The 26,852-nt window shown below is 50.9% G+C and carries 29 protein-coding genes and 1 riboswitch; of the genes, 15 read left to right on the top strand and 14 right to left on the bottom strand.

Translation table 11 applies throughout. From position 1 onward, the window contains the following. Window positions 1–77 precede the first annotated feature (77 nt). Window positions 78–863 carry an N-acetylmuramoyl-L-alanine amidase gene (locus BMW55_RS04115; protein WP_089965642.1) on the bottom strand — a complete coding sequence of 262 codons (786 nt, stop codon included), beginning with the start codon at window positions 861–863 and terminating at the stop codon, window positions 78–80. A 288-nt stretch (window positions 864–1,151) separates the two neighbouring features. Next, complete coding sequence (locus BMW55_RS04110; protein WP_089965641.1) at window positions 1,152–1,991, bottom strand: alpha/beta hydrolase family protein; 840 nt, start codon at window positions 1,989–1,991, stop codon at window positions 1,152–1,154. Window positions 1,992–2,062: 71 nt separating this feature from the next. Further along, a riboswitch (cobalamin riboswitch) is annotated at window positions 2,063–2,250 on the top strand. A 134-nt stretch (window positions 2,251–2,384) separates the two neighbouring features. Here BMW55_RS04110 and BMW55_RS04105 point away from each other — a divergent pair. Genes BMW55_RS04105 through BMW55_RS04090 form a run of 4 tightly spaced genes read left to right on the top strand, consistent with a single transcriptional unit; the run spans window position 2,385 to window position 5,812 of the window. Further along, window positions 2,385–3,341 carry an ABC transporter substrate-binding protein gene (locus BMW55_RS04105; protein ID WP_089965638.1) on the top strand — a complete coding sequence of 319 codons (957 nt, stop codon included), beginning with the start codon at window positions 2,385–2,387 and terminating at the stop codon, window positions 3,339–3,341. Further along, window positions 3,338–4,393 (top strand): FecCD family ABC transporter permease, encoded by a 1,056-nt coding sequence (locus BMW55_RS04100; protein ID WP_244527434.1) that lies wholly within the window; start codon window positions 3,338–3,340, stop codon window positions 4,391–4,393. Before BMW55_RS04105 ends, BMW55_RS04100 begins: the two co-directional genes overlap by 4 nt. A gap of 19 nt (window positions 4,394–4,412) precedes the next feature. Continuing rightward, complete coding sequence (locus BMW55_RS04095) at window positions 4,413–5,222, top strand: heme ABC transporter ATP-binding protein (RefSeq protein WP_089965637.1); 810 nt, start codon at window positions 4,413–4,415, stop codon at window positions 5,220–5,222. Window positions 5,223–5,254: 32 nt separating this feature from the next. Continuing rightward, entirely contained in the window at window positions 5,255–5,812 is a 558-nt protein-coding gene (locus BMW55_RS04090) for a cob(I)yrinic acid a,c-diamide adenosyltransferase (RefSeq protein WP_089965635.1), read from the top strand. 67 nt (window positions 5,813–5,879) lie between these two features. Here BMW55_RS04090 and BMW55_RS04085 read toward each other — a convergent pair whose 3' ends face one another. From BMW55_RS04085 to BMW55_RS04075, 3 genes are read right to left on the bottom strand one after another with little or no spacing between them, the layout of a single operon-like run. Then, complete coding sequence (locus tag BMW55_RS04085) at window positions 5,880–6,170, bottom strand: HPr family phosphocarrier protein (protein WP_089965633.1); 291 nt, start codon at window positions 6,168–6,170, stop codon at window positions 5,880–5,882. A 15-nt stretch (window positions 6,171–6,185) separates the two neighbouring features. Beyond that, window positions 6,186–6,881, bottom strand: coding sequence for an LrgB family protein (locus BMW55_RS04080; RefSeq protein WP_089965632.1), 696 nt, complete (start codon window positions 6,879–6,881; stop codon window positions 6,186–6,188). Further along, a complete protein-coding gene (locus BMW55_RS04075; protein ID WP_089965630.1) occupies window positions 6,862–7,242 on the bottom strand; it encodes a CidA/LrgA family protein in 381 nt (126 codons plus the stop codon). The genes BMW55_RS04080 and BMW55_RS04075 overlap by 20 nt, the downstream gene beginning before the upstream one ends. 196 nt (window positions 7,243–7,438) lie before the next feature. Here BMW55_RS04075 and BMW55_RS04070 point away from each other — a divergent pair, with 196 nt between their 5' ends. The 4 genes from BMW55_RS04070 to BMW55_RS04055 all read left to right on the top strand — a co-directional run bounded on the left by BMW55_RS04070 (window position 7,439) and on the right by BMW55_RS04055 (window position 11,776). Further along, on the top strand, window positions 7,439–7,738 hold the full coding sequence (locus tag BMW55_RS04070; protein ID WP_089965629.1) for a MerR family transcriptional regulator: 300 nt from the start codon (window positions 7,439–7,441) through the stop codon (window positions 7,736–7,738). Between the two features lie 267 nt (window positions 7,739–8,005). Next, complete coding sequence (locus tag BMW55_RS04065; RefSeq protein WP_089965627.1) at window positions 8,006–10,681, top strand: phosphoenolpyruvate synthase; 2,676 nt, start codon at window positions 8,006–8,008, stop codon at window positions 10,679–10,681. A gap of 129 nt (window positions 10,682–10,810) precedes the next feature. Then, a complete protein-coding gene (locus BMW55_RS04060; RefSeq protein WP_089965626.1) occupies window positions 10,811–11,170 on the top strand; it encodes an arsenate reductase family protein in 360 nt (119 codons plus the stop codon). 168 nt (window positions 11,171–11,338) lie between these two features. Further along, window positions 11,339–11,776, top strand: coding sequence for a thiol-disulfide oxidoreductase DCC family protein (locus BMW55_RS04055; protein ID WP_089965624.1), 438 nt, complete (start codon window positions 11,339–11,341; stop codon window positions 11,774–11,776). Window positions 11,777–11,869: 93 nt separating this feature from the next. On the opposite strand, the gene BMW55_RS04050 is transcribed toward BMW55_RS04055, so the two are convergent. The 4 genes from BMW55_RS04050 to BMW55_RS04030 all read right to left on the bottom strand — a co-directional run bounded on the left by BMW55_RS04050 (window position 11,870) and on the right by BMW55_RS04030 (window position 15,541). Then, on the bottom strand, window positions 11,870–12,556 hold the full coding sequence (locus tag BMW55_RS04050) for a protein kinase domain-containing protein (protein ID WP_170839730.1): 687 nt from the start codon (window positions 12,554–12,556) through the stop codon (window positions 11,870–11,872). Window positions 12,557–12,699: 143 nt separating this feature from the next. Beyond that, the gene (locus BMW55_RS04045; RefSeq protein ID WP_089965621.1) at window positions 12,700–13,416 is read right to left on the bottom strand and encodes a TetR/AcrR family transcriptional regulator; all 717 of its coding nucleotides are present in this window, start codon (window positions 13,414–13,416) and stop codon (window positions 12,700–12,702) included. Window positions 13,417–13,499: 83 nt separating this feature from the next. Continuing rightward, window positions 13,500–14,033: an ATP-binding cassette domain-containing protein gene (locus BMW55_RS04040; protein WP_139179431.1), complete on the bottom strand. Its 534-nt coding sequence runs from the start codon at window positions 14,031–14,033 to the stop codon at window positions 13,500–13,502. A 443-nt stretch (window positions 14,034–14,476) separates the two neighbouring features. Beyond that, on the bottom strand, window positions 14,477–15,541 hold the full coding sequence (locus BMW55_RS04030; RefSeq protein WP_089965617.1) for a MerR family transcriptional regulator: 1,065 nt from the start codon (window positions 15,539–15,541) through the stop codon (window positions 14,477–14,479). 140 nt (window positions 15,542–15,681) lie between these two features. Here BMW55_RS04030 and BMW55_RS04025 point away from each other — a divergent pair, with 140 nt between their 5' ends. Continuing rightward, window positions 15,682–17,307: a thiamine pyrophosphate-binding protein gene (locus BMW55_RS04025; protein WP_089965615.1), complete on the top strand. Its 1,626-nt coding sequence runs from the start codon at window positions 15,682–15,684 to the stop codon at window positions 17,305–17,307. A 164-nt stretch (window positions 17,308–17,471) separates the two neighbouring features. On the opposite strand, the gene BMW55_RS04020 is transcribed toward BMW55_RS04025, so the two are convergent. Continuing rightward, window positions 17,472–18,239 (bottom strand): AIM24 family protein, encoded by a 768-nt coding sequence (locus tag BMW55_RS04020; protein ID WP_089965614.1) that lies wholly within the window; start codon window positions 18,237–18,239, stop codon window positions 17,472–17,474. 160 nt (window positions 18,240–18,399) lie between these two features. Further along, the gene (locus BMW55_RS04015; protein ID WP_425283814.1) at window positions 18,400–20,001 is read right to left on the bottom strand and encodes a bifunctional metallophosphatase/5'-nucleotidase; all 1,602 of its coding nucleotides are present in this window, start codon (window positions 19,999–20,001) and stop codon (window positions 18,400–18,402) included. Between the two features lie 472 nt (window positions 20,002–20,473). Here BMW55_RS04015 and BMW55_RS04010 point away from each other — a divergent pair, with 472 nt between their 5' ends. From BMW55_RS04010 to BMW55_RS03990, 5 genes are all read left to right on the top strand, one after another. Further along, a complete protein-coding gene (locus tag BMW55_RS04010) occupies window positions 20,474–21,013 on the top strand; it encodes a peroxiredoxin (protein ID WP_089965611.1) in 540 nt (179 codons plus the stop codon). A gap of 81 nt (window positions 21,014–21,094) precedes the next feature. After that, window positions 21,095–21,535: a TlpA family protein disulfide reductase gene (locus tag BMW55_RS04005; RefSeq protein WP_089966016.1), complete on the top strand. Its 441-nt coding sequence runs from the start codon at window positions 21,095–21,097 to the stop codon at window positions 21,533–21,535. A gap of 16 nt (window positions 21,536–21,551) precedes the next feature. Next, window positions 21,552–21,938, top strand: coding sequence for a glycine cleavage system protein GcvH (gene gcvH, locus BMW55_RS04000; RefSeq protein ID WP_089965608.1), 387 nt, complete (start codon window positions 21,552–21,554; stop codon window positions 21,936–21,938). A gap of 96 nt (window positions 21,939–22,034) precedes the next feature. Then, window positions 22,035–22,277: a DUF2553 family protein gene (locus tag BMW55_RS03995; RefSeq protein WP_089965606.1), complete on the top strand. Its 243-nt coding sequence runs from the start codon at window positions 22,035–22,037 to the stop codon at window positions 22,275–22,277. 148 nt (window positions 22,278–22,425) lie between these two features. Further along, window positions 22,426–22,851, top strand: coding sequence for a hypothetical protein (locus BMW55_RS03990; protein ID WP_089965604.1), 426 nt, complete (start codon window positions 22,426–22,428; stop codon window positions 22,849–22,851). A gap of 139 nt (window positions 22,852–22,990) precedes the next feature. Here BMW55_RS03990 and udk read toward each other — a convergent pair whose 3' ends face one another. Next, window positions 22,991–23,626 (bottom strand): uridine kinase, encoded by a 636-nt coding sequence (gene udk, locus BMW55_RS03985; protein ID WP_089965602.1) that lies wholly within the window; start codon window positions 23,624–23,626, stop codon window positions 22,991–22,993. Between the two features lie 149 nt (window positions 23,627–23,775). Continuing rightward, entirely contained in the window at window positions 23,776–25,347 is a 1,572-nt protein-coding gene (gene pckA / locus BMW55_RS03980; protein ID WP_089966012.1) for a phosphoenolpyruvate carboxykinase (ATP), read from the bottom strand. A 355-nt stretch (window positions 25,348–25,702) separates the two neighbouring features. Here pckA and BMW55_RS03975 point away from each other — a divergent pair, with 355 nt between their 5' ends. Next, window positions 25,703–26,089 (top strand): S1 RNA-binding domain-containing protein, encoded by a 387-nt coding sequence (locus tag BMW55_RS03975; RefSeq protein ID WP_089965600.1) that lies wholly within the window; start codon window positions 25,703–25,705, stop codon window positions 26,087–26,089. Window positions 26,090–26,272: 183 nt separating this feature from the next. On the opposite strand, the gene mnmM is transcribed toward BMW55_RS03975, so the two are convergent. Further along, a complete protein-coding gene (gene mnmM / locus BMW55_RS03970) occupies window positions 26,273–26,845 on the bottom strand; it encodes a tRNA 5-(aminomethyl)-2-thiouridylate-methyltransferase MnmM (RefSeq protein WP_089965598.1) in 573 nt (190 codons plus the stop codon). Window positions 26,846–26,852 lie beyond the last annotated feature (7 nt).

Below are 26,852 nucleotides of genomic sequence, written 5' to 3'. Positions count from 1 at the left end.
TCCAGTTGAAGCAATCACAGCGAATGAAGAACGAAAAAGCACTCACCGATTCGAAGGTGAGTGCTTTCTCGTTTGATTTAAGCTTCTTCGATTATATAAGCATCCGTAATTCCGGCCGCTTTTACTTCCTGCAGGCGGGCTTCCGCGTTTTCCTTGATGCGGTATGCCCCGGCTTGTACACGATACCAGGTGGTTCCGGAAATGGTTACTTGCACGACGATGGCGTCAATTCCTTTGGTCGCTAAATACGCTTTGCGGTTGTCAGCGTTTTGCTGGTCCTTAAAGGCTCCTGCGATCACCTTAAACAAGGTTTTTGGCGGCAGGGATAAAGCTTTGGCAATTCCTTCGCCGATCGCGGAAGACAGGTCATTGATAAAGGTGCTGTTTCGGAGCAGATTCAAATCATTCGCATTATCGATAAACAAATTCTCCAATAAGACGGCGGGCATGTTGGTTTCCCGCAATACATAGAAATTGGCTCGTTTTTTTCCGCGATCGCGCACCCCGTATTTAGGACCGATGACTCCCATGACTGTGTTGTGGATGATATCTCTCCATTGCACGGTTTGAGAGGAAACCGGGCCGTCATAGATATAGCTCTCCCAGCCGGAACCTCCGCCGGCGTTGATGTGAATGGAGCAAAAATAATCGGCATTGTTGGAGTTGGCCAGTGCAGCCCTTTCCTGTAGACTGACGGTTTGATCCGTCGTTCTTGTCATCAGAAGAGTGGCTTGATAGCGGTTGGCCAGATAATCGCGAACCTTAAGCCCGATCGCCAGCGTAAAGTTTTTCTCTTGATAGCTGCCGTTGACGGCGCCCGAATCACTTCCCCCGTGCCCCGGGTCAATGACAATCTTCGCCATTTCTGTCACCTCGCTTTTTTATCAGTCTATGAAAAACGAAGTGAAAAGGTAAAAGCGATCAACTATGAGAAGAGAATGAGAATGTGAAAATAGGAATTTGTGAAGCAATCATGTGGTTGATGATGAACCTGTATATTTATTTTATCATAAATTCTATTAATATAGAATAAATTATATTAAAATTCAGATAAAATTAACAGATTGGCTGAAAGATGGTTCTTCCAAATTGAGCTTTCCGATCGGATGGAACGACAAGGGCCGTCCTTGTCTAAAAGACGGCCCGGTGCATTACCCCAATGTTTTCTTAAAAAATCCGGCTGTTTCGCGAATGGCTTCTTCCAGATGGGGAGTCATCCCCGCAAACGGATGAACGGCTCCCATGGTGTGGTTGGCACCGCCAATCACATGGAGGGTCGCCCGGGGGGCTGCTTCCGCCATCTGCTTGGCCCCTTCCAGAAAACCGGGGAGATCCTGGTCGCCCTGTACGAGCAACAGAGGACAATGAAGCTGCGGCAGGCGTCCCAGAATATCAAAGCGTTCCTTGTTTTGCTCGATGTCCTCGATCACCTCCCGTCCGACCGGCATCTGCTGGCCGGTACGGGCATTCGGAATGTAAGCGACTCCTTTTTCCCTTATTTCCGAAATGATCCGGGGATCCAGGAAATCAACCCGGTGGATGCTGTTCCAAATGACCACGCTTTGGATCTCGGGATGATCAAAGGCAAAGATCAAGCTGTTGCCGCCGCCGCGGCTGTGTCCCATGATTCCTGTCCGCTCCAGATGCATGCGCTCGGCAAAAGGAAGTGATCCCCTTTTTACATGTTCCAGCAAAAAGGCGAGATCCTCTTGTTCGCGGCTGAAAGTAAGACGGGCAAATTTATCGAGTTCTGTGAACCTTTCCGGATCTTCACCGACTCCGTTCATGGAAAAGTTGAAGGTGATCACCGCAAAGCCCGCTTCGGCCAACGTTTCGGCGAGAACCGGGAAAAACCCCCAATTCTTGAAGCCTTTAAAACCGTGGCAAACGATGATGACAGGCAGGCGCCCCGAACCTTCCGGAACCCGGATTTCCCCGCGGATCAGCCGTTCTTCCTTGCCCAGATCCAACCGAAAGGACTGCTGCTGCATCAGTCATCTCTCCTTGTCAAAGAATGCGAAAATTGAATATGATTCTTCTTTACTATATAATGAAGGCGGACGAAGTGAATAGAGGGCAAGATCTTTCTTAACGGAAAGCGAAGAGGGAAGTCCGGTGAAAGTCCGGCGCGGTCCCGCCACTGTAAATGGGAAGTACGGCCGCAGGATGCCACTGTCGTTTCGCGATGGGAAGGCGCGGCTGAATCGATGAACCATGAGCCAGGATACCTGTCTTGTCCCGAACACTTGCGTTCTCCTTCGAGGTAAAGGAGAAACGCGTGCACCCGGTCGTTCTTCGACTGTATTTTTGCATGCGCTTCTTCACCCCTGTGCCTCGAACGGCACAGGGGTTTTTGATTTGACCATTTGCAGGAGGGAAAGTAGATGCGGATGCCTATTGGCAAAGGTTTGGCCTTATTGTTTTCGTTTATTCTGATCTTCGGCATCGTGTTGGCGGGCTGCGCTCCCGCACCGGGGGCGAATCAGGCGGGCATGGATACCCCCAAAAAGCCCGGAAGCATTAACTACCCGATCAAACTGAAAGATCAGGCCGGCAATCTTGTCACCATTGAAAAACAGCCGCAGCGGATCGTCTCCTTGATTCCGAGCAATACGGAAATCGCCTATGCCCTCAATCTGGGCAAACAGATGGTGGGGGTTACCGCCAACGATGATTATCCGGCTGAAGCTAAAAAGCTGCCCAAAGTGGGCGACTGGAAAATAAATGTCGAAAAAGTGGTTGAACTGAAACCGGATCTGGTATTGGCCAACACGGCTAACGGCAAAGAAACAATCGATCAACTGAAAAAGCTGGGACTGAAGGTACTGGTGCTGGATGCCCAGAGCATCAGAGATGTTTACAAATCGATTGACCTGGTGGGCGATGCGACGAACCGTGCATGGGAAGCAGACCAGTTGGTCGCCCGCATGGAAAAAGCGAAAAGAGATGTATTTACCAAAGTGGCCCGGGTTTCCAGAGAAAAGCCCGTGAAGGTGTTTGTCGAGATTTCGCCCGATCTCTTTACGGCCGGCGGGGACACGTTTATGAATGAACTGGTCACGGTGGCGGGCGGAAAAAACGTAGCCGTCGATGTGAAAGGCTGGCCGCAGGTGTCGGCGGAGCAAGTGGTGAAGTGGAATCCCGATGTCATTATCTCCACTCACGGCGGGGAACAGGAGATTCTGGAGCGCAAAGGCTGGTCGTCCATCCCGGCTGTCAAAAACAAACGGGTGTATTCCATTGATCCCAATCTGACCAACCGGCCGGGACCGCGGATTGTCCAGGGAATTGAGCAAATAGCGGCTGTCTTATATCCGGAACAGTTCGGCGGGAAAAAATGACGAACCAGCTGTCAATGAGAAGGAAGCGGCTCCTCTTTTGGGGCGGAGGATTATTCCTCTGCCTTCTGTTTTCCGTCTCAACCGCTGTGTCGCTCGGAAGTGCGGACATCGACCCCTGGACAGTTTGGAAGGTGATCATCACCCGGTTGATGGGAGTTTCTCCCCAGGTGACGGGCGTCGATGAAGCGTCTGTGGCAATCGTCTGGCAACTGCGCCTGCCGCGGGTGCTTCTGGCCGCGGTGGTGGGAGCTTCACTCGCACTGGCTGGTGTGATTTTTCAGGGTCTCTTGAAAAATCCCCTGGCAGACCCGTATATTTTGGGCGTGTCTTCCGGATCGGCGGTCGGGGCTGTCCTGGCCATTCTCACTGGTTGGGGAATCAGCTGGTTCGGCAAATGGACCGTTCCCGCCTTTGCTTTTATCGGGGCCTGTCTGGCTCTCTTTCTGGTCGTGCGGCTGGCCAGAACGGATGCCGGGGTGCGGACCGAGTCGCTGATTTTGTCCGGAGTGGTTGTGAACGCTTTTTTTGGTGCGGTGCTGACGTTTGCCATCTCCATATCCAGGGAAGATCTGCTGCAGCGCATCCAATTTTGGCTGATGGGCAGTTTTACGTTGCGCGAATGGGATCATGTCTGGATTGTGATCCCTTTCTTGTGCATCGGTCTTACCGTCGGCTTGTTGATGAGCCGGGAGCTGAATTTGCTCACCCTGGGAGATCGTCCCGCTTATCACTTGGGAGTATCCGTTTTGCACATTCGGTTGTTTTTGCTCATCACCGCCTCTCTGGTGACGGCTGTGGCCGTCTCCGTTTCGGGAACGATCGGATTTGTCGGCCTGGTCATCCCCCACGTGATCAGGCTGCTGACCGGTGCCGACCACAGGACTTTACTGCCTTTATCCGTGTTGGCGGGAGCTGTTTTTCTGGTCTGGGGAGATTGCCTCGCCCGCTCGCTGCTCAACCCGGCGGAACTGCCTGTCGGGGCGGTGACTGCTTTTGCCGGCGCTCCATTTTTCGGCTACATCCTGAGAAAACATCGGCACAAGCTGAATTAGGCAGGGAGGCCTCTTTGATATGCTGATCGCTGAAGGGATCACGAAATTATACGGGGGAAAAAAGATTTTGGACGGGATTCATCTCCGGCTGGAGCGGGGAGAATTCCTGGGTCTCTTGGGACCCAACGGCAGCGGCAAAAGCACCCTGGTCAAATGCCTGACCGGAGAGGAACGGCCCGATGCGGGAACGATCTGGCTGGAGGGGAAGGAACTGTTTTCCTATTCCCGCAAAGAACGGGCGCAGAAGATTGCCGTTCTGCCCCAGGAAGGGATGGAGCCCGTTCCGTTTACGGTGGAAGAAGTCGTCATGATGGGCCGGTACCCGTACCAGGGGAAGTGGTCTTGGCTGGAGGCAGCCGACCGGGAGATGGTGAACCGAGTGCTGCAGGAGACGGGGATCGATCATCTATCCGGGAGATTCGTCCACCATCTGAGCGGAGGAGAACGCCAACGGGTGGCGCTGGCGAAAACGATGGCCCAGGAGCCTGAGCTGCTTGTGCTGGATGAACCCACCACCTACCTGGATATCCGGTATCAATGCCATCTGCTTGAGCTGATCCGCTCCTGGCAAGAGCGAAAACAGCTGACCGTCCTGATCATTTTGCATGACATCAATCTGGCTGCCCAGTACTGCGACCGGCTGTTGCTGTTGAAAGAAGGAAAACTTGTTCAATCAGGCAAACCTGAAGAAGTGATTCAGCCAACTGTCATCGAAGAAGTATACGGGGTGAAACCGCTGGTGATCCGTCATCCCCAGCTGCAAGTTCCGCAAATCCTGTTGCCATCTGAACGAAAAAGCGTTTCCCTTTTTCAGCAAACGAAGGGTTGAAAGGGAAAAGGGGAAAAGAAAGGGGAGCAAGCATGAAAATCTACACGCGTACCGGTGACGAAGGAAAGACAGGCGTGATCGGGGGCCGTGTCCACAAGGATGATATCCGGGTGGAGGCCTACGGAACGGTGGATGAAGTGAACGCATGGATCGGGGAAGCGATCGTGCGCATGAATCCCCAAGTGCATCAGGATATGATCGACGACCTCACTGAAATTCAGCATGAATTGTTTGACGCCGGCGGCGATCTGGCCCAGGCCGGAAAAAAACGCCAGTATAAAGTGACTGACGAGATGGTGACGCGCCTCGAACAGCTCATCGACAAATATGATGCCGAATGTCAGCCGCTTAAGCGGTTTATCCTGCCGGGCGGCTCCCCGGTTTCCGCCGTGCTGCATGTGTGCCGCGTCCTAACGCGAAGAGCGGAACGCCGGGTGGTGACCCTGTGCAGGGAGCAGGAAACGAATGAGGAAGTCCGACGGTACTTAAACCGCCTCTCCGACTTCTTCTTCACGCTTGCCAGGGCCGCCAATGTTCGTGCCGGGGTTTCGGACGTGGAGTATAAACGGGGCGGGCAAGTGTTTGAATGAAACGGTCTAAAAAAAGGATTCCTGACGCATCGGCCGTCCGGGAATCCTTTTTTCATCCTCCAGGGCATCAGTGACCCTGGTCTGCTTCGCTGTCGACGCCAAACCCCTCGGCAAACAGCTTTTTCAGTTGTTCCAGCGCAAGATCCGCATCTGCTCCATAGGTGCGCAACAGGGCAGGGCCGTTGATGAAACCTGAGGCTAACATGCACATGCCGAGCACACTTTTGGCGTTGATGGTGGTATCGTTTGTCTCGATGACGATGTAGCTGTTGAATTGATCCGCTGTTTCCACAAACCGCAACACTTTGGTCAAGTCGATTTTTTGAGGTATTTTGCACGGGGAAGTAAGTTCCATCATGATAAGTCAACTCCTTCAAACAAATGAAAGATGAAAGAAAAACGGCGAAATCAAGGTCATAAACAGGGCGGAAATGCTCACGGCCATGCTTCCCATCGCTCCCTCCAATTCTCCCCATTCAAACGCGCGGCTCGCTCCGAGAGCTTGTGCCGAAGCCCCCAAAGCCAGGCCTCTGGCCATTCTGCTATTGATTTGTCCCCATTTGAAGAAGAGTGGTCCGGTGATGAGAGAAAAGACTCCGGATGTAATCACAAATAGAACCGTAAGGGAAGGGATCCCGCCCAGTGACTGGGAAATGGACACCGCAATAGGGGCGGTGACCGACTTGGGAATCAGAGAGAGCGTCATTTCTTGGTTTAAATCCACTCCTTTTGCCAGCAGTACAATGCAGGCGACCCCCGCCAGCATGCCGCACGCAACGCTGGAAATGATGATCGGGAGATGTTTTTTTAGCAACTTGATCTGTTTGTATAGCGGGACAGCCAGCGAAACAGTGGCCGTACCCAGAAGCAGGGAAAAAATCCCGGATCCCGAGGTATACCGGTCGTAGTCTACATGAAATAAAGCGAGCAGGCAGATCACCGCAATGGTGACGGTATAGAGCGGATTCAACCAATTTTTGTTAAATTTTTCAAACACGCGTACCCCGATGGCATAACTGGAACAGGTGATCACGGTGCATAAGGCCGTGTTACTGACTAATGTTTCCATCTTGTTTCCTCCTCTTCCTCCTGGTTTCAAAATATTCAGCCGTAAATGCGGTGACGAGTAATACGGTAAAACTGCTGGCGGTCAGGATGATGGCCAGTTTGATTCCTTCTGTTTTGAAAGCGCCTGTATAGTGAACAACTCCGATGATGGACGGGATCAACAGGAGTGAGAAATGTCTGATGTGCAACCGGGCAATCGTTTCGATCCAAGGCAGTTTAAAAACTCCCAGCGACAAGGCCGCGAACAGCAGGATCATTCCGACGAAACTGCCGGGTAAAGGCAGATGTAGCCAGGCCACGAGGCCGTTTCCCGTGAGGTAGATGGTGAGTATTGTAAGAAACTGTAACAGGATACGTACCATTCGGAAAACACCTCCGGTCAGGACTTCCTTTCCTTTTCACATTAAGTATGTCATGAGCGGAGAAGTTATTTCCACAAAAATGTCATATTTGATAACACAAATCCTTTTTATCTCAAGTGGATATGTAAGATTATCTAACAGAACTCGAGTCCGAGTGTTCCGTTTTGTGCTATAGTAAAATCGAGGTGAGAAGTTCATGTCCTATAAAGACCGGAAAGTGATCAGCATCGGAACGGTGAGCGAGCTGACGGGATTGTCGGTAAGGCAAATACGCTATTATGAGGAACGAAAGTTGATTTTTCCCGAGCGGACCAAAGGCGGAACGAGGAGATATTCATTTTCGGATGTGGAAAGATTAATCAACATCGCCAACCAGATCGAGGATGGCCTGCAAACATCCGAAATCAAAAAGATGGAGAAAAGGAGAGAAGACCGCAAATTGCGTGACCAGATGATCCGCGGACAGTTGAATGCCGCATTCGGTATCAGGAAATGAGGCGGCAGACGATTGGATCTGGAAATCACGGTTTCTTCTACATCTGAAAGGGAAGAGCCTGGCCGATTACGAGCCGGGTTTTTGTATTTTTAAGATTTAGTGAACGGGTACTCTCCGAAACGAAAAAGCCCGCCATTTCCATGCATGTTGTTCACGGCCGGTTCTCATCGAAACTGCAGGGGATCAATTTTTGCCGTATATATAGTGAGTACTCACTTACAATGTTATAATTAATAAAGAAATCGAACAAAGAAGGGGGTATGGTTCTTGGCTAAACCGGTTCTTTATTTTCATGAGGTGGATCGATTCAGCCTGCCTCTGGTCGGCGGGAAGGGAGCGAATCTGGGAGAGCTTTGTAAAGCGGGTTTCCCGGTGCCGCCGGGGTTTTGTGTCACGACTCAAGCATATAAAGAATTCATCCAAATGAGCTCGGAGATGGATTCATTTTTCGAGTTGCTCGACCATCTCGACGCGGACGATATCGAAGGACTGCGGAAGACCGCGGAGCAAATTCGCGCGCATCTCCTTCAACTTGAGATTCCCGAACATATAAAAAAGGGAATTACAGAAGCCTGGGCGGCTTCGGGGGAAGAGTTCGCCTATGCGGTCCGTTCCAGTGCAACGGCGGAGGATTTGCCGACTGCCTCTTTCGCCGGACAGCAGGATACTTTTTTAAATATCAGGGGAAAAGAGGACTTGCTCTTTCATATCCGCCGATGCTGGGCCTCTCTGTTTACGGATCGGGCGATTGCTTATCGCAAGAAAAATGGTTTTGATCACCGGCAAGTGTATCTGTCCGTGGTGGTACAGCGCATGGTGAGGCCGGATGTTTCCGGTATTTTATTTACCGCTGATCCGGTCAACGGAAACCGCAACGTGGTTTCGATCGATGCCAGTTTCGGATTGGGGGAAGCGATTGTTTCCGGGATCGTGTCCGCCGATTTGTATAAGGTAAAACAAGATCGGATCATCCAGAAACAAGTGGCCGAGAAGAAAAAAGCCATATACTCTCTGCCTGAAGGGGGAACGGTCACTCGCGAACTGCCGCCTGATCTTCGGGAAAAATCGTCGCTGACGGATGAACAGGTTCTGGCGCTCGCCCGGCTTGGCAAACAAATCGAGCAGCATTTCGGCTCTCCCCAGGATATCGAATTTTGCGTGGAAAGGGGAGAAGTGTATATTGTGCAAAGCCGTCCGATCACTTCCCTGTATCCACGCCCGGATCTGCCCATGACTCCCTTGCGTGTCCTTTTCTCGTTCGGACACCAGCAAGTGATGACCGAAGCGTTGAAGCCGCTGGCCATCTCAACACTCAGAACGGTATTTCCCTTTGGCAAAGAGGACCCGGTTTCAGAAAGCGAGGTTTTCCTGGAAGCGGGCAGCCGCATCTATGCAGACCTGACCGACTTGTTGCGGTTCAAACTGGGCAGAAAAATCATTCCCCAAGTATTCCGCATGATGGATGAACTGATCAGCCAGGCGATTTCCGAGGTGGTCAACCGTCCGGAATTCCTGGAACAAAAGCCGGACAAGGAAGTAGCCGGAACGGTTCGGAAAAACGTATGGCCGATCCTGTTAAACATTCAAAAGAACCTTTGGTTTCGTGATCCCGAGCTGGCTCTGGACAGAGTCAATGAAAAAATCAGCGAACGGCTCGAAGAAGTTGCCAAGCGCTTGCAACACACTTCCGGTTCCGGCAGAGTGAAGGCGATTCAACAAGAATTGGCAAAGATTTTTCCCTTTATTTTCGAGCATATCGCCCATTACCTCGGAGCCGGAATGATCTCCATGTTTTTGCTCCATAAATGTGTCCCGCGCTGGCTGGGTGAAGATCCGGGGTTGCACCGGTTGAATAAATCGCTGTCCGGTAACGTCACCAGTGAGATGGGATTGGAGATTGGCGACCTGGCTGATCTCGCCAAAAATTATCCCCAGGTCGCGGAGTATTTGCAGCGGGCGACGGATGAAACCTTTGTTGACGGCCTCGAACGTGTCCGTGGCGGAGATGTTTTTCGGGAAGCGTTTGAGAAATTTATGCGCAAATATGGAATGCGTTGCGCCGGAGAGATCGACATCACCCGAACGCGTTGGCATGAATCCCCTTCTGCGCTCGTTTCTGCGATTCTGGGGCATATGCAAAGTGTTTCGCCCGGTGAACACCGTGACCGATTTGCTGCGGGGGAGAGAGAAGCCGATCAAACGGCTGAAGAGATCCTGACCAAAGTCAAACAGACTGCATTCGGCAAGATCAAAGCGAAGTGGCTTCGCCGGATGATAAAAAATTACAGGCACTATGGAGCGCTCAGAGAGCACCATAAATATGCGTTGATTTGCCACCTGGATTTATGCAGGCAGGCGCTCTTGGAAGAAAGCCGTCTTCTGGTGAAGCAGGGCAAACTGAAACGACAGGAAGATGTGTACTATCTGAAGTTGTCGGAGCTTAAGGAGATCTTGGAGAACCGTTTTGCGGGCGATTTGGAACGATTGATCCGTGAGCGCAAAGAGTTGTATGAACAGCATCGGAAGTTGTCTCCTCCCCGTGTGATGACAAGCGAAGGGGAGATCGTAACAGGTGTCGGCCATGCCCGGCATGCACCTCCCGGTGCTCTCATCGGGACGCCGGTCTCTGCGGGAATTGCCGAAGGAGTTGCACGCGTGGTGCTGGATCCGGAAAAAGCCAAACTGAACCGCGGTGAAATTCTTGTCGCTCCGCACACAGACCCCGGTTGGACGCCCCTGTTTCAATCAGCTGTAGCCTTAATCACGGAAGTGGGCGGATTGATGACACACGGCTCCGTTGTGGCCCGTGAATACGGGATTCCAGCCGTGGTGGGAGTTGCTGACGCCACGAAAAAGATTAGAGACGGACAACGGATTCGCGTTCATGGAGATCAGGGGTATGTGGAGATCCTGGATGAGGGCGCAGACGAAAACAGCGGCTGAGCGGACCGAACGCTTACACCGCTTAAGAGGTTCATGGTAGATCGACGGGCGTGAGTATTTGAATCATGTCGCGCAAAAAATTAAAATGAGGAGCGAAGCTGTTTAAACAACCCACTGGGAGGAATCACTTTGTCACTTGTCATGTATCTTTATCCCAAATGCGGAACCTGCCGCAAAGCCAAAAAGTTCTTTGAGGAGCACGGAGTCGCTTTTACGGAAAAAAATATCGCAACCGAACCCCCTTCCCGGGAAGAATTGGCTGAACTGGTGCAAAAGAGCGGTCTTCCCGCGCAGAAGTTTTTCAATACCAGCGGCATGAAATACCGGGAGCTGGGCTTGTCACAGAAACTGAAGGGGATGAACGAGGAGGAAAAACTGGATCTTCTCGCTTCCGACGGGATGCTGATTAAACGGCCCATTGTGACCGATGGGGAGAAGGTGACCGTCGGCTTTAAAGAAGAGACATTTGCGGACACCTGGCTGAAGTGAATCGCACTCTTTACTGAAGAAACTGCCCTTGGCCGGAAGGCTGCGGGCAGTTTTCCGCATCAAAAAAATTCAACCGATGTTAAGGAAGGGTTTAACTGTTTGTTGGGTTGAAGGATTAGAATTGGATGAGAAGGGGAAAAGAACTTCACCGAGAGGAGGGGGATCCGGATGTCTTCACCCGACCATCATCAGGACGGCTCCTTTATTATTCTCTTTGACGGCGTCTGCAACTTTTGCAATGAATGGGTACAATTTGTGATCCGGCGCGATTCACGAGCAAAATTCCGCTTTGCTCCTTTACAATCCGACACGGGGCAATCGTTGCTCTCTGCTCGTGGAATCGATCCCGCCGGCTTGGACTCGCTTGTCCTGATCGAGAAGAACCGCCATTCGACTCAGTCCACGGCAGTCCTCCGCATCTGCAAGGAACTGGACGGGTTATGGAAAGTTCTTTATCTGTTGATCCTTGTTCCCAGGCCGCTTCGAAACGCGGTCTACCGATGGGTGGCCGCCAATCGCTATCGCTGGTTTGGTAAGCGGGAGAGCTGCATGATCCCCACTCCCGAAATACGCGGGCGATTTTTGGAACTGGATACACAGACGTAAAACAACCTGGTTGTGAGATACCCCATCATAATCAAATAACGGAAAAATGACCGATTACAGAGAAGAATCGGTCATTTTTCCGTTTGAGCATTTCTATGATGAATATCGTTTGCGACGATGATGCCGGTCCGAAGAAGAATAGTGCCGGTGAGGGGACGAGGAGTAACTATGGTGCCGGTGGCGGTGATGATCGGAAGAAGAGTAGTGACGACGGCGTTTTCGTTTGCGTTTGGAGGAGGAGAAAAAGCCGAACAAGCCGCAGTAATATTTTAATGCCTCCAATTGTTCTCTTAATTCCCCTTTATAGGCAACCGGTTGACGGGTGTGGAAAAAGCGTCCTACATCCACGATCTTCACCTGGCCATCTTGATGAACCATGATATTGTTCAGATGGAGGTCATCGGGAATAACCCCTTCCGCGTAGCAACGCTCCACCGCCTCCTCAATCTGGTCAAACAGGCGCTCAGTTAGCTTCTCGCCCGCTTGAAGAGCTTGTCCCAACGTAAAGCCGTTGACCTTGTCCACAATCATAAACCGGTCTTCCCTATAGTGCAGCGCGGGAAAAGCGGCATGCCCCGAGAGCCGGGATAACAGGATAGCATCTTCTTTTTCGCTGCAATCCGGTTTAAACACTTTAACTGCGAAATTTTCAAATTCATACACTTTGCCGCTCAGCCCTTCGCCAAGCAAGCGGTGTTGACGGTCAATCTCTCCATTCGCGATCAGGGAGCCAAGGTGCTCGACAACGCCCGGATCAATAGAGAAAGCATGACGGTCCATGGAGGGTCCCCTTTCAGGCTTCGATTTTTCCTTACAATTGTACGCTTTCCCGGCACGAATATGACATAAACTCATTTGGGCTGAAGTTCACAAATCGTTCATCCCGGCCCTGCATAAATAAAGAAAGCCGTTGACATCGCCTGTCAATGGCTTTCCCCGTCTGAGCCGGATTCGATTCGGGATGTCGGTTTGGGGGCGATGCCGCCTACCAGCAACTCAACGATCCATTCAATTTCTTCATTCTCTTCCCCTTTGGCCATCAACTCCGGAATCACATTGCTGGCAAACAGATAGGCCCCGATTTGCGACATGACTCCACGTAAAATGACATGGTCGGGGAGGTCGGCACGCAGTTTGCCCATATTTTTCAGTTCCTCGATTTTTTCAGAGGCCATATGGACCACATGTTTGGCAACATGCGTTTTCAGGGCCTCGCGGATCTCCGGATGGAACAAGCTCTCTACCAAGATGATGCGGATCGTTTTCCAGTTTTCTTCAAAGAGTTTTTTCCGGTCGACGATCAACTCGTGCAATAGATCCCTAAGTGGCTTGTCCTGATCGAGGATGTTGAGGACGGGAGTGGCGATATAAGAGCTGGCCACCCGGGCGATTGCCGGGATAACCAAGCGCAACAGCAATCCTTTTTTGGTACGGTAATGCTTAAAAATGGTGGCTTCCGCCACTCCGGCGCGTTCAGCGATTTCGCTGGTCGAAGCTCCGCTGAAACCTTTTTCCGCGAACACATGAATGGCCGCTTCCAAAATCTTTTTCTGCTTTTGTGTTTCTTTGTCTTCATTCAGATTCAGGTCATATTGCTCCGCGATCTCATGAATCCATTCATCCCAACTTTTTTTGGACATTTTCTGCTGCTATAAACATAGACAAATGTCCATGCCCTGTAGCAGATAACCCCCTTTCCTTTGTAAAACATGAGGAACTTTTCCTACTTGTCCCCTTCGTGGCTGATTACATGCACAAAGATATCTTTCAGCGTCGGCCGTGCCGTCCCTGCATGGGCGGCATATCGTTGTTTCAGTTCATCCACCGTTCCCTTCGCCACCATCCGCCCTTTGTTCATGAGCGCGATTTGATCGCATCGCTCCGCCTCATCCATGTAGTGCGTGTTCACCAAAATGGTCATCCCCGGTTCAGTCAGCTTATAGAGCTGTTCCCAGAACAGGCGCCGGGTCAGGGGATCGACATTGGTCGGCTCGTCAGAAACAACAGCGGAGGCATGTGCACAATTGAGGAAGCGAAAGCATCCCGCTGCCGGATTCCGGCTCCGAGCGACGCACTGCTTGGCCGCATCTTGGAGGGAAAACTGACAGATGAGCTCATTCAGCCGGTATTTGCTATTGTCCACACCATAGATCCGGGCCGAGTAGCGGAGATTTTCTTCCACGGTCAGTTCGGGATAAAGGGAGAATCGTTGCGACATGTACCCGATCCGCTGTTTGATTTCCGCCCGTTCTTTCATACTATCATGCCCCAATACCCGCCCCTTCCGCTCGTCGGAGGCAAAATTCCGCACATGATCCGGATGAGGGTCGTTTTGCCGGCTCAAATGGTGCCGAGCAGACCAAACACACTCCCTTTCGACACTGTTAATGATACCTGATTTACCGCGCAAAAGGTACCGATTGTTTGCTGATCCGGTTGAGTTGAATCATGTCTGTCTCCCCCTTTCCCGCATCCAATGGATGAACACGTCTTCGAAGATGGGGAGAGTTTTGTCCATTCCAGGAGCTGTTCACTCCGCTGTTTCGCTTCATACCCGGGGCAGCCGTACAAAACAGCAAATTCTCTTCAATGCTCCGGTTTTACCTTCTTCGCCGGACGCAGGAGGACGGAAACCAACTCGGCCGACCGCCTCGGTTCACAAACACAGAAACAGCACACTTTTACGGAAATCTGCCGGGCTCAATCGTCTCCTTTGTTCTCTTCGGCATAAACAATGTGGAGGAGCTCATTGAGTTGGCGGGTTTTCAGCCGGAAATTCTCTTTCTCAAACCAGGCCAGCAATCGGCTTTGATCGGCGTAATATTCATCTTCAATGCTGTCCACCACATCTTTCCTTCCCCGTTTGAGCCAGGAGTGCAGATAAGTGTCGCGTGCTGCGCGATTTAGAAACATCAGATCCAATATGCAAATCCGCCCTCCAGGTTTTAATACGCGCTTCATTTCTCCGAGAGCCATTTCTTTTTGCTCATCAGTGAGATGATGAAGGGCATAACTGGTCACGATGAAATCAAAAGAGTGATCCGGGTACGGAACGGCCAGAAAATTGCCGATTCTCGTTTCGAGCTGCGGCAGTTTTTGTTTGCATACTTTCAACATCTCTCTGGACTGATCGATGCCTTTCAGGTGATAACCACGGGAAATAAAACGGGCAGCCAGATTGCCTGTTCCCACGCCAATCTCCAGCCCCGTCTCTTCTTTTTTCGGCTGAATCCACTCCAATACCAAATCCAGTCCGGACTCATAATCCCGATGCACGTTGAAATCATCCGAACCGCTTTCTACCAGTTGATCGTAGAAATTGGCCTGCCGGTCAAAATGCCATCGATCCTCCCATTTTGTCCGTATTTCTTGCGCTCGTCTGGACTGTTCCGCCAGTTTCCACAATTCTTCCCACGTCCAGGAATTGCGGGCATCATACCGGTCGATCATCTGATCCAGGGTGGAAATCACCTGCTTAATCCTCACCCATTCGGCAAACAAAACGGCGCGCTGCAGTTCCAGGTAGTACAGGACTTCTTCCGTTTCTCCCTTATCCAGCTCTTCCAGCACCTGCTTGATCTTTTCGACCGGCATCCCCACTTCGCGAAGTGCAACGATGGTCTGCAGCCGCCAGGCTTCTTTCTCGCCAAAGATTCGATACCCGGTGAGGGGATCTTTTTTGGGGTTTATTAATCCTTTTTCCTCATAAAAACGAATCGTTCGCGGCGTCACCTTCAACTTTTTGGCAATCTGTTGAATTCGCAATGCACTTCCCCTTTTCTTCACATGGATTCACCGTTCATTGTACCGGTTTACGTTACGTAAAAGTGAAGTTTTGCATGTTTAGGGGGGAGCGAGTCAAACTATGGTAGAAAAGAGTCTTTGAACGAAAAGGGGGGAGGCCAATGGAAGCCGATGGCTTGAATCAGGTCCGTACGGTGACGGGCCACTTGGTTGAACAATTGACCGCATGGGGAGTCCGGCGCATCTATGGGGTGGCTGGAGATGCCAACCTGTACTTGCTGGATGAACTGGCCAGGCAAGACAAGATCCGGTATATCTCCTGCCGGCATGAAACAACCGCTGCTCTGATGGCGGCGGCAGAAGCGAAGGTAACCGGAAAGCCGGCCGTGTGCACGGCAACGAGCGGGCCGGGAATCGCTCTATTATTAAACGGGCTGGCTGATGCCTATAAGGATCATGTGCCTGTCCTGGCGATTACCGGACAGGTGGAGCGGCCCCGATTGGGCATTGGGGGCAAGCAAGATATTGACCAGCAACGGTTGATGGACCCGATTGCTTTGTACACATCTTTGGTGGTGGATCCCCGGGCATTTCCGCACCAATTGAACATCGCCATGAAAACGGCTGTTTCCGGAGGGGGAGTGGCTCATCTCAGCATTCCCAAAGATGTGTGGCCGCTCTCTCTGAACGCCCCGATCTATTCCATGCCGCCGCAAATCCCTGTGATGATGCCCAATAAAACGGACATGGTTTCTGTGCTCGACTGGATTAATCAGGCGGAGCGGCCTGTTCTTCTGGTCGGTCGGGGGGTCAGGGAAGCACAGGAGCAGGTGATGAAACTAGCGGAAAAAATTCAGGCCCCGCTTATGGTCACCATGCCTGCGAAATCATACATTCCCAATGATCATCCCCTGTTTGTCGGAGGATTGGGACAGGCCGGGAGCGAAGCGGCTACCGATCTCTTAAAACAATCCGATCTCTGCATTATTCTGGGTGCCACCTGGTGGCCGGAAGATTATGTGCCTAAACATGTACCCACTGTACAAATCGATGCCAGATGGGAAAATATCGGCCGCACGCACCCCAATGTGGCTTCATTGGCAGGAGACCTTTCGTATTTGCTCGGCGAGATGATCTATGGGGTCCGGGCCAAGGAAAATGACCGATGGCTGAATGAAATCAGGCAAAAAAAAGAGAACTGGACCCGGAGAATCGAAGCGGAAGCCGGGCAAAACGGGTTTCCGCTCGCTCCCCAGCGGGTGATGGCGGCAATCAGCCGGTGTCTGCAACGGGATGCCGTAATCGCCCTGGATGTGGGAGATCATACGCTTTGGTTTGAACGAATCGCCGAGCTGGCTGGACAAGAAGTTCTGATCTCAGGCCGATGGCGCACTCTCGGGTTCGGTTTGCCTGCTGCTATGGCTGCCCAGCTGGTGTATCCCGAGCGGCAAGTGGTTTCCATCGCGGGAGACGGAGGATTTCTGACCACTGCGGCCGATTTGGCAACAGTGGCCCGTTATCAATTGCCGATTACGATCTTCCTGATCAATAACGGCTCTTATGCCATGGAAAAAAACCGAATGAAAGCCAGCGGACTGCAAACACTCGGCTCGGATCTTTTCAACCCGGATTTTGTCGCGTTCGCTCAAGCGTTCGGGGTTACCGGATACCGGGTGGAGAGAGTGGAAGAGCTGGAAGGCGCCATTCGCCAGGCACTTGCCTCCAAGCAACCGGCTCTAGTTGATATCTGGTGTGATGACACGATTGTTCCCCATACGCAGATGTGAGATTTCTTTTAGATCCTTGCGGGCGGGAAAACCCCTGACTTTAGTTACGGGGACGATAGCGAGCGTACCACGGGCACTCCTTCTGGCCGTCGGACGAGGGAGGGTGGTACCTTCTACGCATGGGGAGTGGTCAACGGAATCCATGACACACATGGATACAGCCGTCAGCCACTGAATTTTTTCTGCACCGGTACAGACGGACGGTACAGATGCTGGGTCGGGGCGATCCAAACCTGGCCGGTGCCGGTGAAGGTCTGCAATAGGCCTTCGCCGCTCGTCACGGAACCGATCATCGATTGGGTCGATTTCTCTACCGTGAACTGGATGCTGCCGCTGCGCAAGAGGGCAAAGTCCCCGTCCACCTGCAAGCGTTCGTTGTTCAACTGGAATTTTATGATCTCATCTTGCGGAACGGGTGACTTGAGCACACAGATGCCGGAGCCGCTCAGCTTGGTTTGGAAGAAACCTTCACCGCCCCTTGTCGCGGAAGAGATGTTTTTCATGGCGGCCAAGCCCACTTTTACCGTTGATTCACAGCAATAGAACATGCCCTTATCGACGATGATTTCTTCATGATCCAGCTGGTGGATCAGATAATGTCCAAAGTCGGGTTCCAGATAGATTTCCCCTTGTCCCTGATAGGTGGGTTTGAAGACGGATTCATTGGTCAGCATGGAGCTGGCCAATTTTTTTAGCATCCCCGTGGCCCCGCCTACAGAGTTTTCCACGGTGATGTGGCCTTTCATAAAGTGGAGTGCTCCCGCTTCCGTCATCACCGTCCCGTTGTTCAGCGTGATCCGGACTTGCTTCAGGCGGACACCGCTTTTTTGTGAAAAGTAATAATCGGGAAGTTCAAGCGGTTTGTATTGCAGGATTTCAAATTTGGCATACGGTCCCTGTGCTGATTCGATCACTTCAAATAATTTTTCCATCACGCTGCTTGCCCTATGGCAGAGCAAGCACCTCCTTTTCAAAAGGTGATTTCCTAAATTCTATAAACTTATTATTGAATGAATGGAGGCACTTTTCAATGGCCGATAAAATAAATGCCCCGAAGTCCTTTCGGGCGGAAAGGATTCGGGGTGATTCGGTTCACTGAGTGGTTAATTGAATTCGCCCTTCAATTTGGGCGGAAAACGGCTGTGGAAGCTGTTTGATGTATTCGATGAGCGCATCCAGATCCACCGGTCCGACGATCCGGTTGAGCCCTTCGTTGAACACGGTAAAATCATCTCCGCCCGAGGCGAGAAAGCTGTTAACGGTCACGGTGTAGGTTTGTGTCGGATCAATGGGTGTGCCGTCTGTTTTTTTGAGGTCGACAACACGGTCATGGGCCGGGCGGTCGGGATTATAGGAATACTGCAACCCGGAGATTTGCAGGATGCGGATCCGGCCGGGGTCCTGGAATTGCTGATTGAGCACGCGCCGGATTTGCTCGCCGGTCAGTTCCATCTTGACCAGATCATTGTTGAAGGGTTGAACGGTAAACACATCGCCCCAGGTTACTTTTCCGGCAGGCAGGTCAGCCCGGATGCCGCCCGGGTTCATAAAGGCGAAGTCGGTCTGCATTTTCCAGCGCTGTGCATCGGCGATCAAATTGCCGAGCGCTGATTCCCCCGCTTGATTGGTTTGGCGGGTAATCGCTGCGGAGGTTTGTCCCACTTCCTGATTGATGATCGGTTCCACTTTGGCTTGCGCCTGGTCCACGATGTGTTGGATCTCAGCGTCGGGTGTCATGCCTTGATGGAACGTGGTGACCACTTCCGCCCGTTTTTGGATCACATCTTTGCTGCGGCGGTCGAGGACGAGATCCACATCGGCAATCGCGGTTCCGTAGCTGTAAGCTTGTACAACCAGCTTGCCGTCGATGTTGCCGTTCAAAAAAGTATGGGAATGTCCGGCAAAGACGACATCCACTTCAGGATCCAGTTTTTTGGTGATCTCGGCGATCGGGCCCGTGATTTCCCCTGTCTTGCTGTCCTGGGTGCCGCCTTCATGGGCGAGAACCATGATGGCTTGAACCCCTTTTTTCTTCAGTTTTGTGACTTCGTGGTTGATCGCTTCCGCCTCATCGGTGAAGACCACATCTTTCACCCCGTCAGGAGTGACGATGGACGGAGTGGTTTTGGTTACAACTCCGATGAATCCGATCGGAATTCCTTTGACCCGCTTGATGATGTGAGGAGGCAAAATGGGACGGTTTGTCTGTTTGTCGAGCACGTTGGCAACCGTATAAGGGAAATCGGCGCCTTCAAAGTACCCCGTTTTCGGGTGGCTTCCGCCGTAGATCAGGCGCATCATTTCCTTGACGCCTTCATCAAATTCGTGGTTTCCGACTGTACCGACATCAAAACCCAACGTGTTGAGAATTTCAATGGTCGGTTCGTCCTGGAGAAGTGCCGATACCGGTGCACTCGCCCCGACGACATCGCCTGCATGAACCAGCAGCGTGTTGGGATTTTCCATTTCGCGCTCCAAGTAGGCGGCAAGATAGGCAGCCGTTCCGACAGGCTGATTGTTCACTTTCCCGACTCTGTCCAGTTGTCCGTGGAAATCGTTGATGCTCAGCATCTGAACACTGACCGGTTTCGGATCTTTCCCTCCATCGGCAAAAGCAGTGAGAAAAGGAACAGAAACCAGCGAGAGCAGGCTCAAAAAGACGGCTCCTGCACGATGCCTGAATGTGTGGCCCACGAAAGAAATTCTCCTCTCCCAGAATACTGTTTTTTTGTGGATGATTAGAGCATAACTGCTTTTTAGTAAGCAGCCGTTATCCATTTGTAAATATTATAGAAATCTTATTCAACTCCTCTTTTTTAAAAAATATTAAAAGAAATATTTACAGATACAAGTGCGCTTTTTACAGAGGAGTTGAGAGTGTGGGGGAGAGTAATTTGGTTTTCGGTGAACGAGTCGATGAAACCCAACGGACAACGGTATGATCCCGAACTTTGAAATGCAGTTTTTCGGAAGGTGACAGGTGCAGCGACAGACATTGATAATCCCTTTCATATAATAGTAACTTTAAACTAGGATTGACTTTAATTAACAGACGTGTTATTTTGATCTTGTGCCAAACAAGACCCTTGATTATAAATTTTACATAGTGGGTAGATTAAGTTTGGCAAAACTTTAAGTCTAACCATTAGTTGAGGAGGAGTTTCAAGTGGCGCAACGTCTTGTAGGATTAAAAGCTCCGGATTTCGAAATGGAAAGCACAAAAAATCTGGAAACGCTGGATGAGAAAGTAAAGCTTTCCGACTATGAAGGAAAATGGCTCGTTCTTTTCTTCTATCCGCTGGATTTCACTTTTGTTTGCCCGACTGAAATCACGGCTCTCTCCGACCGTTATGAAGAATTTGCCGACCTCGATTGTGAAATCATCGGTGTAAGCACCGACAGCAAATATTCTCACCGTGCTTGGATTAAAACTCCCCGCAGCGAAAACGGACTCGGCGAACTCAAATTCCCGTTGGCTGCAGACACCACTCACAAAGTAAGCCGTGACTATGGTGTTCTCATTGAAGAAGAAGGTATCGCCTTGCGCGGTCTGTTCATCATCGATCCGGAAGGAATCGTTCGTTACCAAGTGGTAACCGATTTGAATGTCGGCCGCAGCGTAGATGAAACTCTCCGCGTGCTGCAAGCACTGCAAACCGGAGGACTCTGCCCAGCCAACTGGAAACCGGGCGAAAAAACTCTTTAATTCCCTTCAGGACCGCAAGAGGGCCTAACGCCACCGTTAGGTCCTTTATTTCCATTCACCAGGAGGTAGATTGAAGTGGCCTTGCGTTTACGTACGGAAATGCCTGAGATCAAAGGGATCACCGAATGGGTCAACGGGGAAGTAACCAACAGCGATTTGGCAGGCCAACCCGTTTTGGTCCATTTCTGGTCGATCAGCTGCCATATGTGCAAAGAAAGCCTGCCGGAACTCAATCGGATGAGAGAAGAACTGCCTCAGCTGAAATTGGTGGGCATTCACATGCCGCGTTCTGAAAAAGATACAGATGTGGACGCAGTCAAAGAAACCATAGTAAAATACGAACTGAAACATCCCCAAGGCATTGATAATCAGCATAATGTGGTGGATGCATTTGAAAATGAGTATGTACCGGCTTTCTATCTTTTTGACAAAAATGGGCTGCTCCGGCACCGGTCGGCCGGTGAGAAAGCGCTTTCCATGTTGAAAAAACCTTTAGAGCGCGTGTTGGGAGAGCTCGAATAAGCGGAGGGAAATGTGGATGAACTTGCCAAAAGAACTGCGTTATACTGAGGAGCATGAATGGGTGCAAACATTGGACGGAGATAAAGTCCGCATCGGAATCACCGACTTTGCCCAATCTGAGCTTGGAGATATCGTATTCGTAGAGCTTCCTGAAGTAGGGGCGGAAGTGACCGCCGGAGAGCCGTTTGGCAGCGTGGAATCCGTCAAGACCGTTTCTGAATTGTATGCTCCGGTCAGCGGGAAAGTGGTCGAGGTAAACGGCGAGCTGGAAAGCTCCCCTGAAAATGTGAATGACTCCCCTTACGGAGACGGCTGGATGATTGTGGTCGAGATGTCCGATCCTTCCCAGCTGGAAAATCTGCTCACCGCAGAACAGTATGAACAAGCGGTAAGCGAAAGCTAATCATATTCCGATTTCCCCTGGTAAATAACCTTCTCATGAAAGTCGCCGCACTGGTGCAAAATAAGAACAGAGGTTATTTGATCAGGGGGTTTTTTTATGTCTGATGAGCGTAACTCCTGCCGCATCAATATTACACGCAAAGTGACCGGAAAAATGGAAGCGGGCGGGCTGGTGTTGTACCACAATCGTTCCCCGGTCGGCAAGATTAACATGCAAACAGGAGAAGTTGAAATATATGATGGTTATACCATGGAGGATAACCATATTTATGCGGTGGGAGATCACCGGGTTTTTCAAAATCATTATGCACACAACTGTGATATGGGCTGGTGTCCCTGAGAAGCATAGCATCTGGCTGTGCTTTTTCTAATTTCTTCCCTTGCGTTTGCACTTTACAGATTTGTGGTAAAATAATAACACATCCTTAACGAATCAGCTCGATTTGTTGCAGGGGTTTTGATCATAACAGGGAACGGGAGGGAAGACCATGAGCTACTGCTGTGGAGCATCCAAGATCGGGATGGTTGGAACATTGCGCCAGCAGTCGATTGTGGTGCATCATGTTCCTATGCTCTATTGTCCTGTATGCCATGACATTGAAGTTCACCCAGCTGTGAAAGAAGAATTTGAGTTAGTGGTCGAATATGCCAAAGAAGATCGTGTGAAGGAAACCACCCTCCGAGAAGTTGTAAACCCCGATATGGTCGCTGAGTGGAAGGAATTTTGTGTAAGTTTCCAAGAGGATGGCGATTTGGAAGCCATTTTGCGGGAACAAATCGATCACTCGCTCGATCTGCTCCGTATTTCCAAAATCCTTTCCAATGATGAATGGGGAGAGGAATTGAAAGTGCGTCTCAAAGTATTAACCGAGCGTTTGAAAAAGGTAGAGCAGCAAAAAGAAAGCAGCAAATGATCCATGCTTAGACGGAAATAGAGTTTGATCCGGTTCAAATATAAAGAAGCAAGCTAACCCAGCGGTCCTCAGCGGATGCTGGGTTTTTTATGGCCCGTTCAGTGAACCGATGCAATTCTCTCAGTTCATGATTCATCGATTAAACCAGTTTGGAAGGCGAATGGAGAAAGGTGCGAATCTGGTTGATTAAAAGGTTGATCGCTACCTCATTGTGGCCGCCCTCGGGAATGATGAGATCCGCGTAGCGTTTGGTCGGTTCCACAAACTGCAAGTGCATCGGGCGAACCACGCTCAGATATTGTTCCATCACGGATTCGAATGTGCGGCCGCGCTCCTTGATATCCCGCTCGATTCTCCGCAAAATGCGCACATCCGCATCCGTGTCCACAAATAGTTTGATGTCCATCAGATCCCGCAGGCGCTCATCATCGAGAACCAAAATGCCTTCAACGATAATCACGTCTTTGGGGACCAGATAAATGGTCTCGCTGGAGCGGGTATGGAGTTTGTAGTCATAGACGGGTTTATCAATCGGCTGGTAATGCAGCAACTTGTGCAGGTGCTCAAGAAGCAGATCGTTATCAAATGCGAGCGGATGGTCGTAGTTTGTGTTGGCCCGCTCTTCCAGCGACAGATGGGACTGGTCTTTATAATACGAATCTTGTTCAAGATATACGACCGAATCCGAAAACTGTTCCACAATCTTCCGCGCAACGGTTGTTTTTCCCGAACCGGTACCGCCTGCCACTCCGATTACTACAGGTTTCATCATCATCCATGTCTTCCTTCCTGACATTCCGTTTCCATCACTCTGCTGATCATAGCAAATCTTCTTCTGTGTTTTCAATATAAAAGGCTGATCTTTATAAATAAAGATAGAGAAACAGCCCGCACCGGGATGGGCGGGCTGTTGTTTGGAGCTATTTATAGTTTTGGTCCGGCGGCTTTAACCGCTGCCGATACATCCGGAAACTTGGCGAAATGTTGATGGAACCGTTCAGCCAGCTCTTTGGCCTTCTGATCGTATTCATCCGTATTTTTCCACGTGTTTCTCGGGTTTAACAGTTCAGCAGGCACACCCGGACACTCGAGCGGCATCGCCAGCCCGAAGATCGGATCGACGGTATATTTCACCTGGCTGAGTTCCCTGTTGATGGCTGCGCGTACCATGGCGCGGGTGTAGCCCAGGTTCATGCGCTCGCCCACTCCGTAAGGACCACCTGTCCAACCGGTGTTGACGAGGTAGACATCCACTTGGTGCTCGGCGATTTTTTTGCCCAGCATTTCTGCGTACACATGGGCCGGGCGGGGCAGGAACGGGGCGCCAAAGCAGGTGGAGAAAGTTGCCTCCGGTTCCGTCACCCCTCGCTCCGTTCCCGCCAGCTTGCTGGTGTACCCGGACAAGAAATGGTACATGGCTTGTTCAGGCGTCAATTTGGAAATGGGGGGTAAGACGCCGAAAGCATCCGCGGTTAAAAACAAGATGACATTCGGGTGACCGGCCACGCCGGGAATCACTGCACCCGGAATGAAATCAACGGGATAGGCGGCACGGGTGTTTTCGGTGAGGGTATTGTCATGAAAATCCGGTTTTCTGTGTTGGTCCAGTACCACGTTTTCCAATACGGTTCCAAAACGGATCGCTTCCCAGATTTGAGGTTCCTTTTCCCGGCTGAGACCGATGCACTTGGCATAGCATCCGCCCTCAAAGTTGAATACACCGCGATCCGACCAGCCGTGTTCATCATCACCGATCAGCAAACGTTCCGGGTCGGCGGACAGAGTGGTTTTTCCCGTTCCGGACAAGCCGAAGAAAAGGGCCACATCCCCGTCTTTTCCGACATTGGCGGAGCAGTGCATCGGCAGGACACCCTGATCAGGCAGTAAATAGTTCATCACGCTGAAAATGGATTTTTTCATTTCCCCGGCGTATTGAGTACCGGCGATGATCACCAGTTTACGTTCAAAGCTCACGGCGATGACCGTTTCCGAACGGGTTCCGTCCACGGAAGGATCCGCTTTAAATCCGGGGGCGCAAACAACGGTAAACTCGGGTTTATGCCCGGCCAGTTCCTCTTCGGTCGGGCGGATGAACAGTTGGCGCACGAACAGATTGTGCCAGGCATATTCATTGATGACCCGGATGGGGAGGCGATAAGTGGGGTCCGCTCCGGCAAATCCGTCGAAAATATAGACTTCCTTGTCCCGCAAGTAACTTTGTAAACGCGTCCAAATTTGTTCAAACTTTTCAGGATCCATGGGCTGGTTGACGCTGCCCCAGTCGATGAAGTTTGTGACCGATGGATCATTCACGGTGTATTTATCTTTCGGTGAGCGACCGGTGAAGGGGCCGGTCAGGGCTCTGAGGGCTCCTTCATGGGTCAGTACGGCTTCATTTTTGCGCAGTGCTTCTTCCACCAGTTCCGCTACGCTCAAGTTCATATGTTTTTTGCCGCCAAAATGAAAAGAAGCTCCACTTTCGGTTTGAATCACCATACTCATGTTCACAGCCACCTTTGTCTATTCAGCAGGAATATGTCATACCAATTCGAGAAAGAGTATAACATAATCGGTGTGCAAAGGTGAACCGGTAGATTGTTTTTCTTTTTTTCGTCAATTTTATGCCCTGTTTTCGTTTATAAAGGCGAATATTGGCTGTCATGAAGTATATGGTGGATATATAGGACAGCCGCCCATTTTCATGAGGAAAGCAAAAAGGTGGTGAACTGGCGGGATTGTCATCATTCCCAAAAGACAGCAGAGTCATGGCTTATAGCATAAATAACCATTGACTTTTCAACAAATAAATGATACTTTGGAACAGAATGAATTCCACTGCGGGAGTGTTATAATGAGTCAATTAAAGGAAGGGGCCGTCGTACAGGGAGAAGTGATCTCGACCAAACCTTTCGGGGCCTTTATAAAATTGGAATCGGGGGAAACCGGTCTGGTTCACATCTCACAAATCTCTACAAAATATGTAGAAAAAGTTGAAGATGAACTGCAGGTTGGTGCCGTTGTCAAAGCAAAAGTGCTTTCCATCGATCCTTCGGGAAAAATTTCCTTGTCGATAAAAGCATTGAGCGAAGATCGCCCTCCGCGTGAAAAGAGAAACCCTCAAGACCGCCGGGGCGGGCGCAAAGGGCCTGCTGATTTCGAGGATATGATGAAGAAATGGCTGAAAAGCAGCGAGGAACGTTTAAACGCACTGGCTGCCAAGCAGAAAAAGAATCGCTGAACGACGGTTTATACAAAGATAGTCTAAGTGAGAAAAAATACATCTTCCCAAGCAGGAAGATGTTTTTTATTTATCATCACGGCTTTTTATTTTTTTGGAAAACGATGAACCCATGCGTTGATGCATAAACCAAAAAAGCGATCCCGATTCCCTGCGCGGAATGGATCGCTTTTTGGTTTGTTCTTAACTTCTTTTTTCGATCACGAGCAGAGAGGGGGCATGGCGGCGGTTCAGGATCTGCTGCCACATCACTTGGAACCTTCTGGAACAAAGCGCAGAGGCCCAATGAACGACCGCGTCAGCCTCTTCCTGCCCCCCCGGATGACCGGTATACAAAGCGAGGGTGATGAGTCCTCCGGGTGCCAGCCATTCCGTGCAAATCTGCAAGGCATGGAGGGTCGTTTCCGGCTGTGTGATGATCGCGGGATTGCCATGCGGCAGATAGCCGAGGTTAAACATGGCCGCATCCACTTTCCCTTTGATCTCTTCAGGAAGCATCTTGTCCATTTGATGATGGCTACATCTGAACAATTGCACCTGTTGCTCCTGACCGGCGTCTCTCAGCCTGCGTCTGGTAGCCTCAATCGCTTCCGCTTGAATGTCAAAACCGAAGACACGACCTGCAGGCCCCGCGAGTTGGGCCAAAAACAGCGTATCATGCCCGTTGCCCACCGTTGCGTCAATCGCCGTTCCCCCAGCCGTAAGAGCCAGGCGGATCCAGGAGCGGGCGCTTTCCAACGTGGAGGGGAGAATCAACGGAGTT

Source organism: Lihuaxuella thermophila (genome assembly GCF_900110165.1).
GTDB lineage: Bacteria > Bacillota > Bacilli > Thermoactinomycetales > Thermoactinomycetaceae > Lihuaxuella > Lihuaxuella thermophila.
This window is presented reverse-complemented; position numbering and strand designations above follow the sequence as displayed.

What these genes read in the sequence shown, in the direction of transcription:
- BMW55_RS04115 (WP_089965642.1), bottom strand. Translation starts at nt 863, where the DNA reads ATGGCGAAGATTGTCATTGACCCGGGGCACGGGGGAAGTGATTCGGGC.
- BMW55_RS04110 (WP_089965641.1), bottom strand. Translation starts at nt 1,991, where the DNA reads ATGCAGCAGCAGTCCTTTCGGTTGGATCTGGGCAAGGAAGAACGGCTG.
- BMW55_RS04105 (WP_089965638.1), top strand. Translation starts at nt 2,385, where the DNA reads ATGCGGATGCCTATTGGCAAAGGTTTGGCCTTATTGTTTTCGTTTATT.
- BMW55_RS04100 (WP_244527434.1), top strand. Translation starts at nt 3,338, where the DNA reads ATGACGAACCAGCTGTCAATGAGAAGGAAGCGGCTCCTCTTTTGGGGC.
- BMW55_RS04095 (WP_089965637.1), top strand. Translation starts at nt 4,413, where the DNA reads ATGCTGATCGCTGAAGGGATCACGAAATTATACGGGGGAAAAAAGATT.
- BMW55_RS04090 (WP_089965635.1), top strand. Translation starts at nt 5,255, where the DNA reads ATGAAAATCTACACGCGTACCGGTGACGAAGGAAAGACAGGCGTGATC.
- BMW55_RS04085 (WP_089965633.1), bottom strand. Translation starts at nt 6,170, where the DNA reads ATGATGGAACTTACTTCCCCGTGCAAAATACCTCAAAAAATCGACTTG.
- BMW55_RS04080 (WP_089965632.1), bottom strand. Translation starts at nt 6,881, where the DNA reads ATGGAAACATTAGTCAGTAACACGGCCTTATGCACCGTGATCACCTGT.
- BMW55_RS04075 (WP_089965630.1), bottom strand. Translation starts at nt 7,242, where the DNA reads ATGGTACGTATCCTGTTACAGTTTCTTACAATACTCACCATCTACCTC.
- BMW55_RS04070 (WP_089965629.1), top strand. Translation starts at nt 7,439, where the DNA reads ATGTCCTATAAAGACCGGAAAGTGATCAGCATCGGAACGGTGAGCGAG.
- BMW55_RS04055 (WP_089965624.1), top strand. Translation starts at nt 11,339, where the DNA reads ATGTCTTCACCCGACCATCATCAGGACGGCTCCTTTATTATTCTCTTT.
- BMW55_RS04050 (WP_170839730.1), bottom strand. Translation starts at nt 12,556, where the DNA reads ATGGACCGTCATGCTTTCTCTATTGATCCGGGCGTTGTCGAGCACCTT.
- BMW55_RS04045 (WP_089965621.1), bottom strand. Translation starts at nt 13,416, where the DNA reads ATGTCCAAAAAAAGTTGGGATGAATGGATTCATGAGATCGCGGAGCAA.
- BMW55_RS04040 (WP_139179431.1), bottom strand. Translation starts at nt 14,033, where the DNA reads ATGAAAGAACGGGCGGAAATCAAACAGCGGATCGGGTACATGTCGCAA.
- BMW55_RS04025 (WP_089965615.1), top strand. Translation starts at nt 15,682, where the DNA reads ATGGAAGCCGATGGCTTGAATCAGGTCCGTACGGTGACGGGCCACTTG.
- BMW55_RS04020 (WP_089965614.1), bottom strand. Translation starts at nt 18,239, where the DNA reads ATGGAAAAATTATTTGAAGTGATCGAATCAGCACAGGGACCGTATGCC.
- gcvH (WP_089965608.1), top strand. Translation starts at nt 21,552, where the DNA reads ATGAACTTGCCAAAAGAACTGCGTTATACTGAGGAGCATGAATGGGTG.
- BMW55_RS03995 (WP_089965606.1), top strand. Translation starts at nt 22,035, where the DNA reads ATGTCTGATGAGCGTAACTCCTGCCGCATCAATATTACACGCAAAGTG.
- BMW55_RS03990 (WP_089965604.1), top strand. Translation starts at nt 22,426, where the DNA reads ATGAGCTACTGCTGTGGAGCATCCAAGATCGGGATGGTTGGAACATTG.
- udk (WP_089965602.1), bottom strand. Translation starts at nt 23,626, where the DNA reads ATGATGATGAAACCTGTAGTAATCGGAGTGGCAGGCGGTACCGGTTCG.
- pckA (WP_089966012.1), bottom strand. Translation starts at nt 25,347, where the DNA reads ATGGTGATTCAAACCGAAAGTGGAGCTTCTTTTCATTTTGGCGGCAAA.
- BMW55_RS03975 (WP_089965600.1), top strand. Translation starts at nt 25,703, where the DNA reads ATGAGTCAATTAAAGGAAGGGGCCGTCGTACAGGGAGAAGTGATCTCG.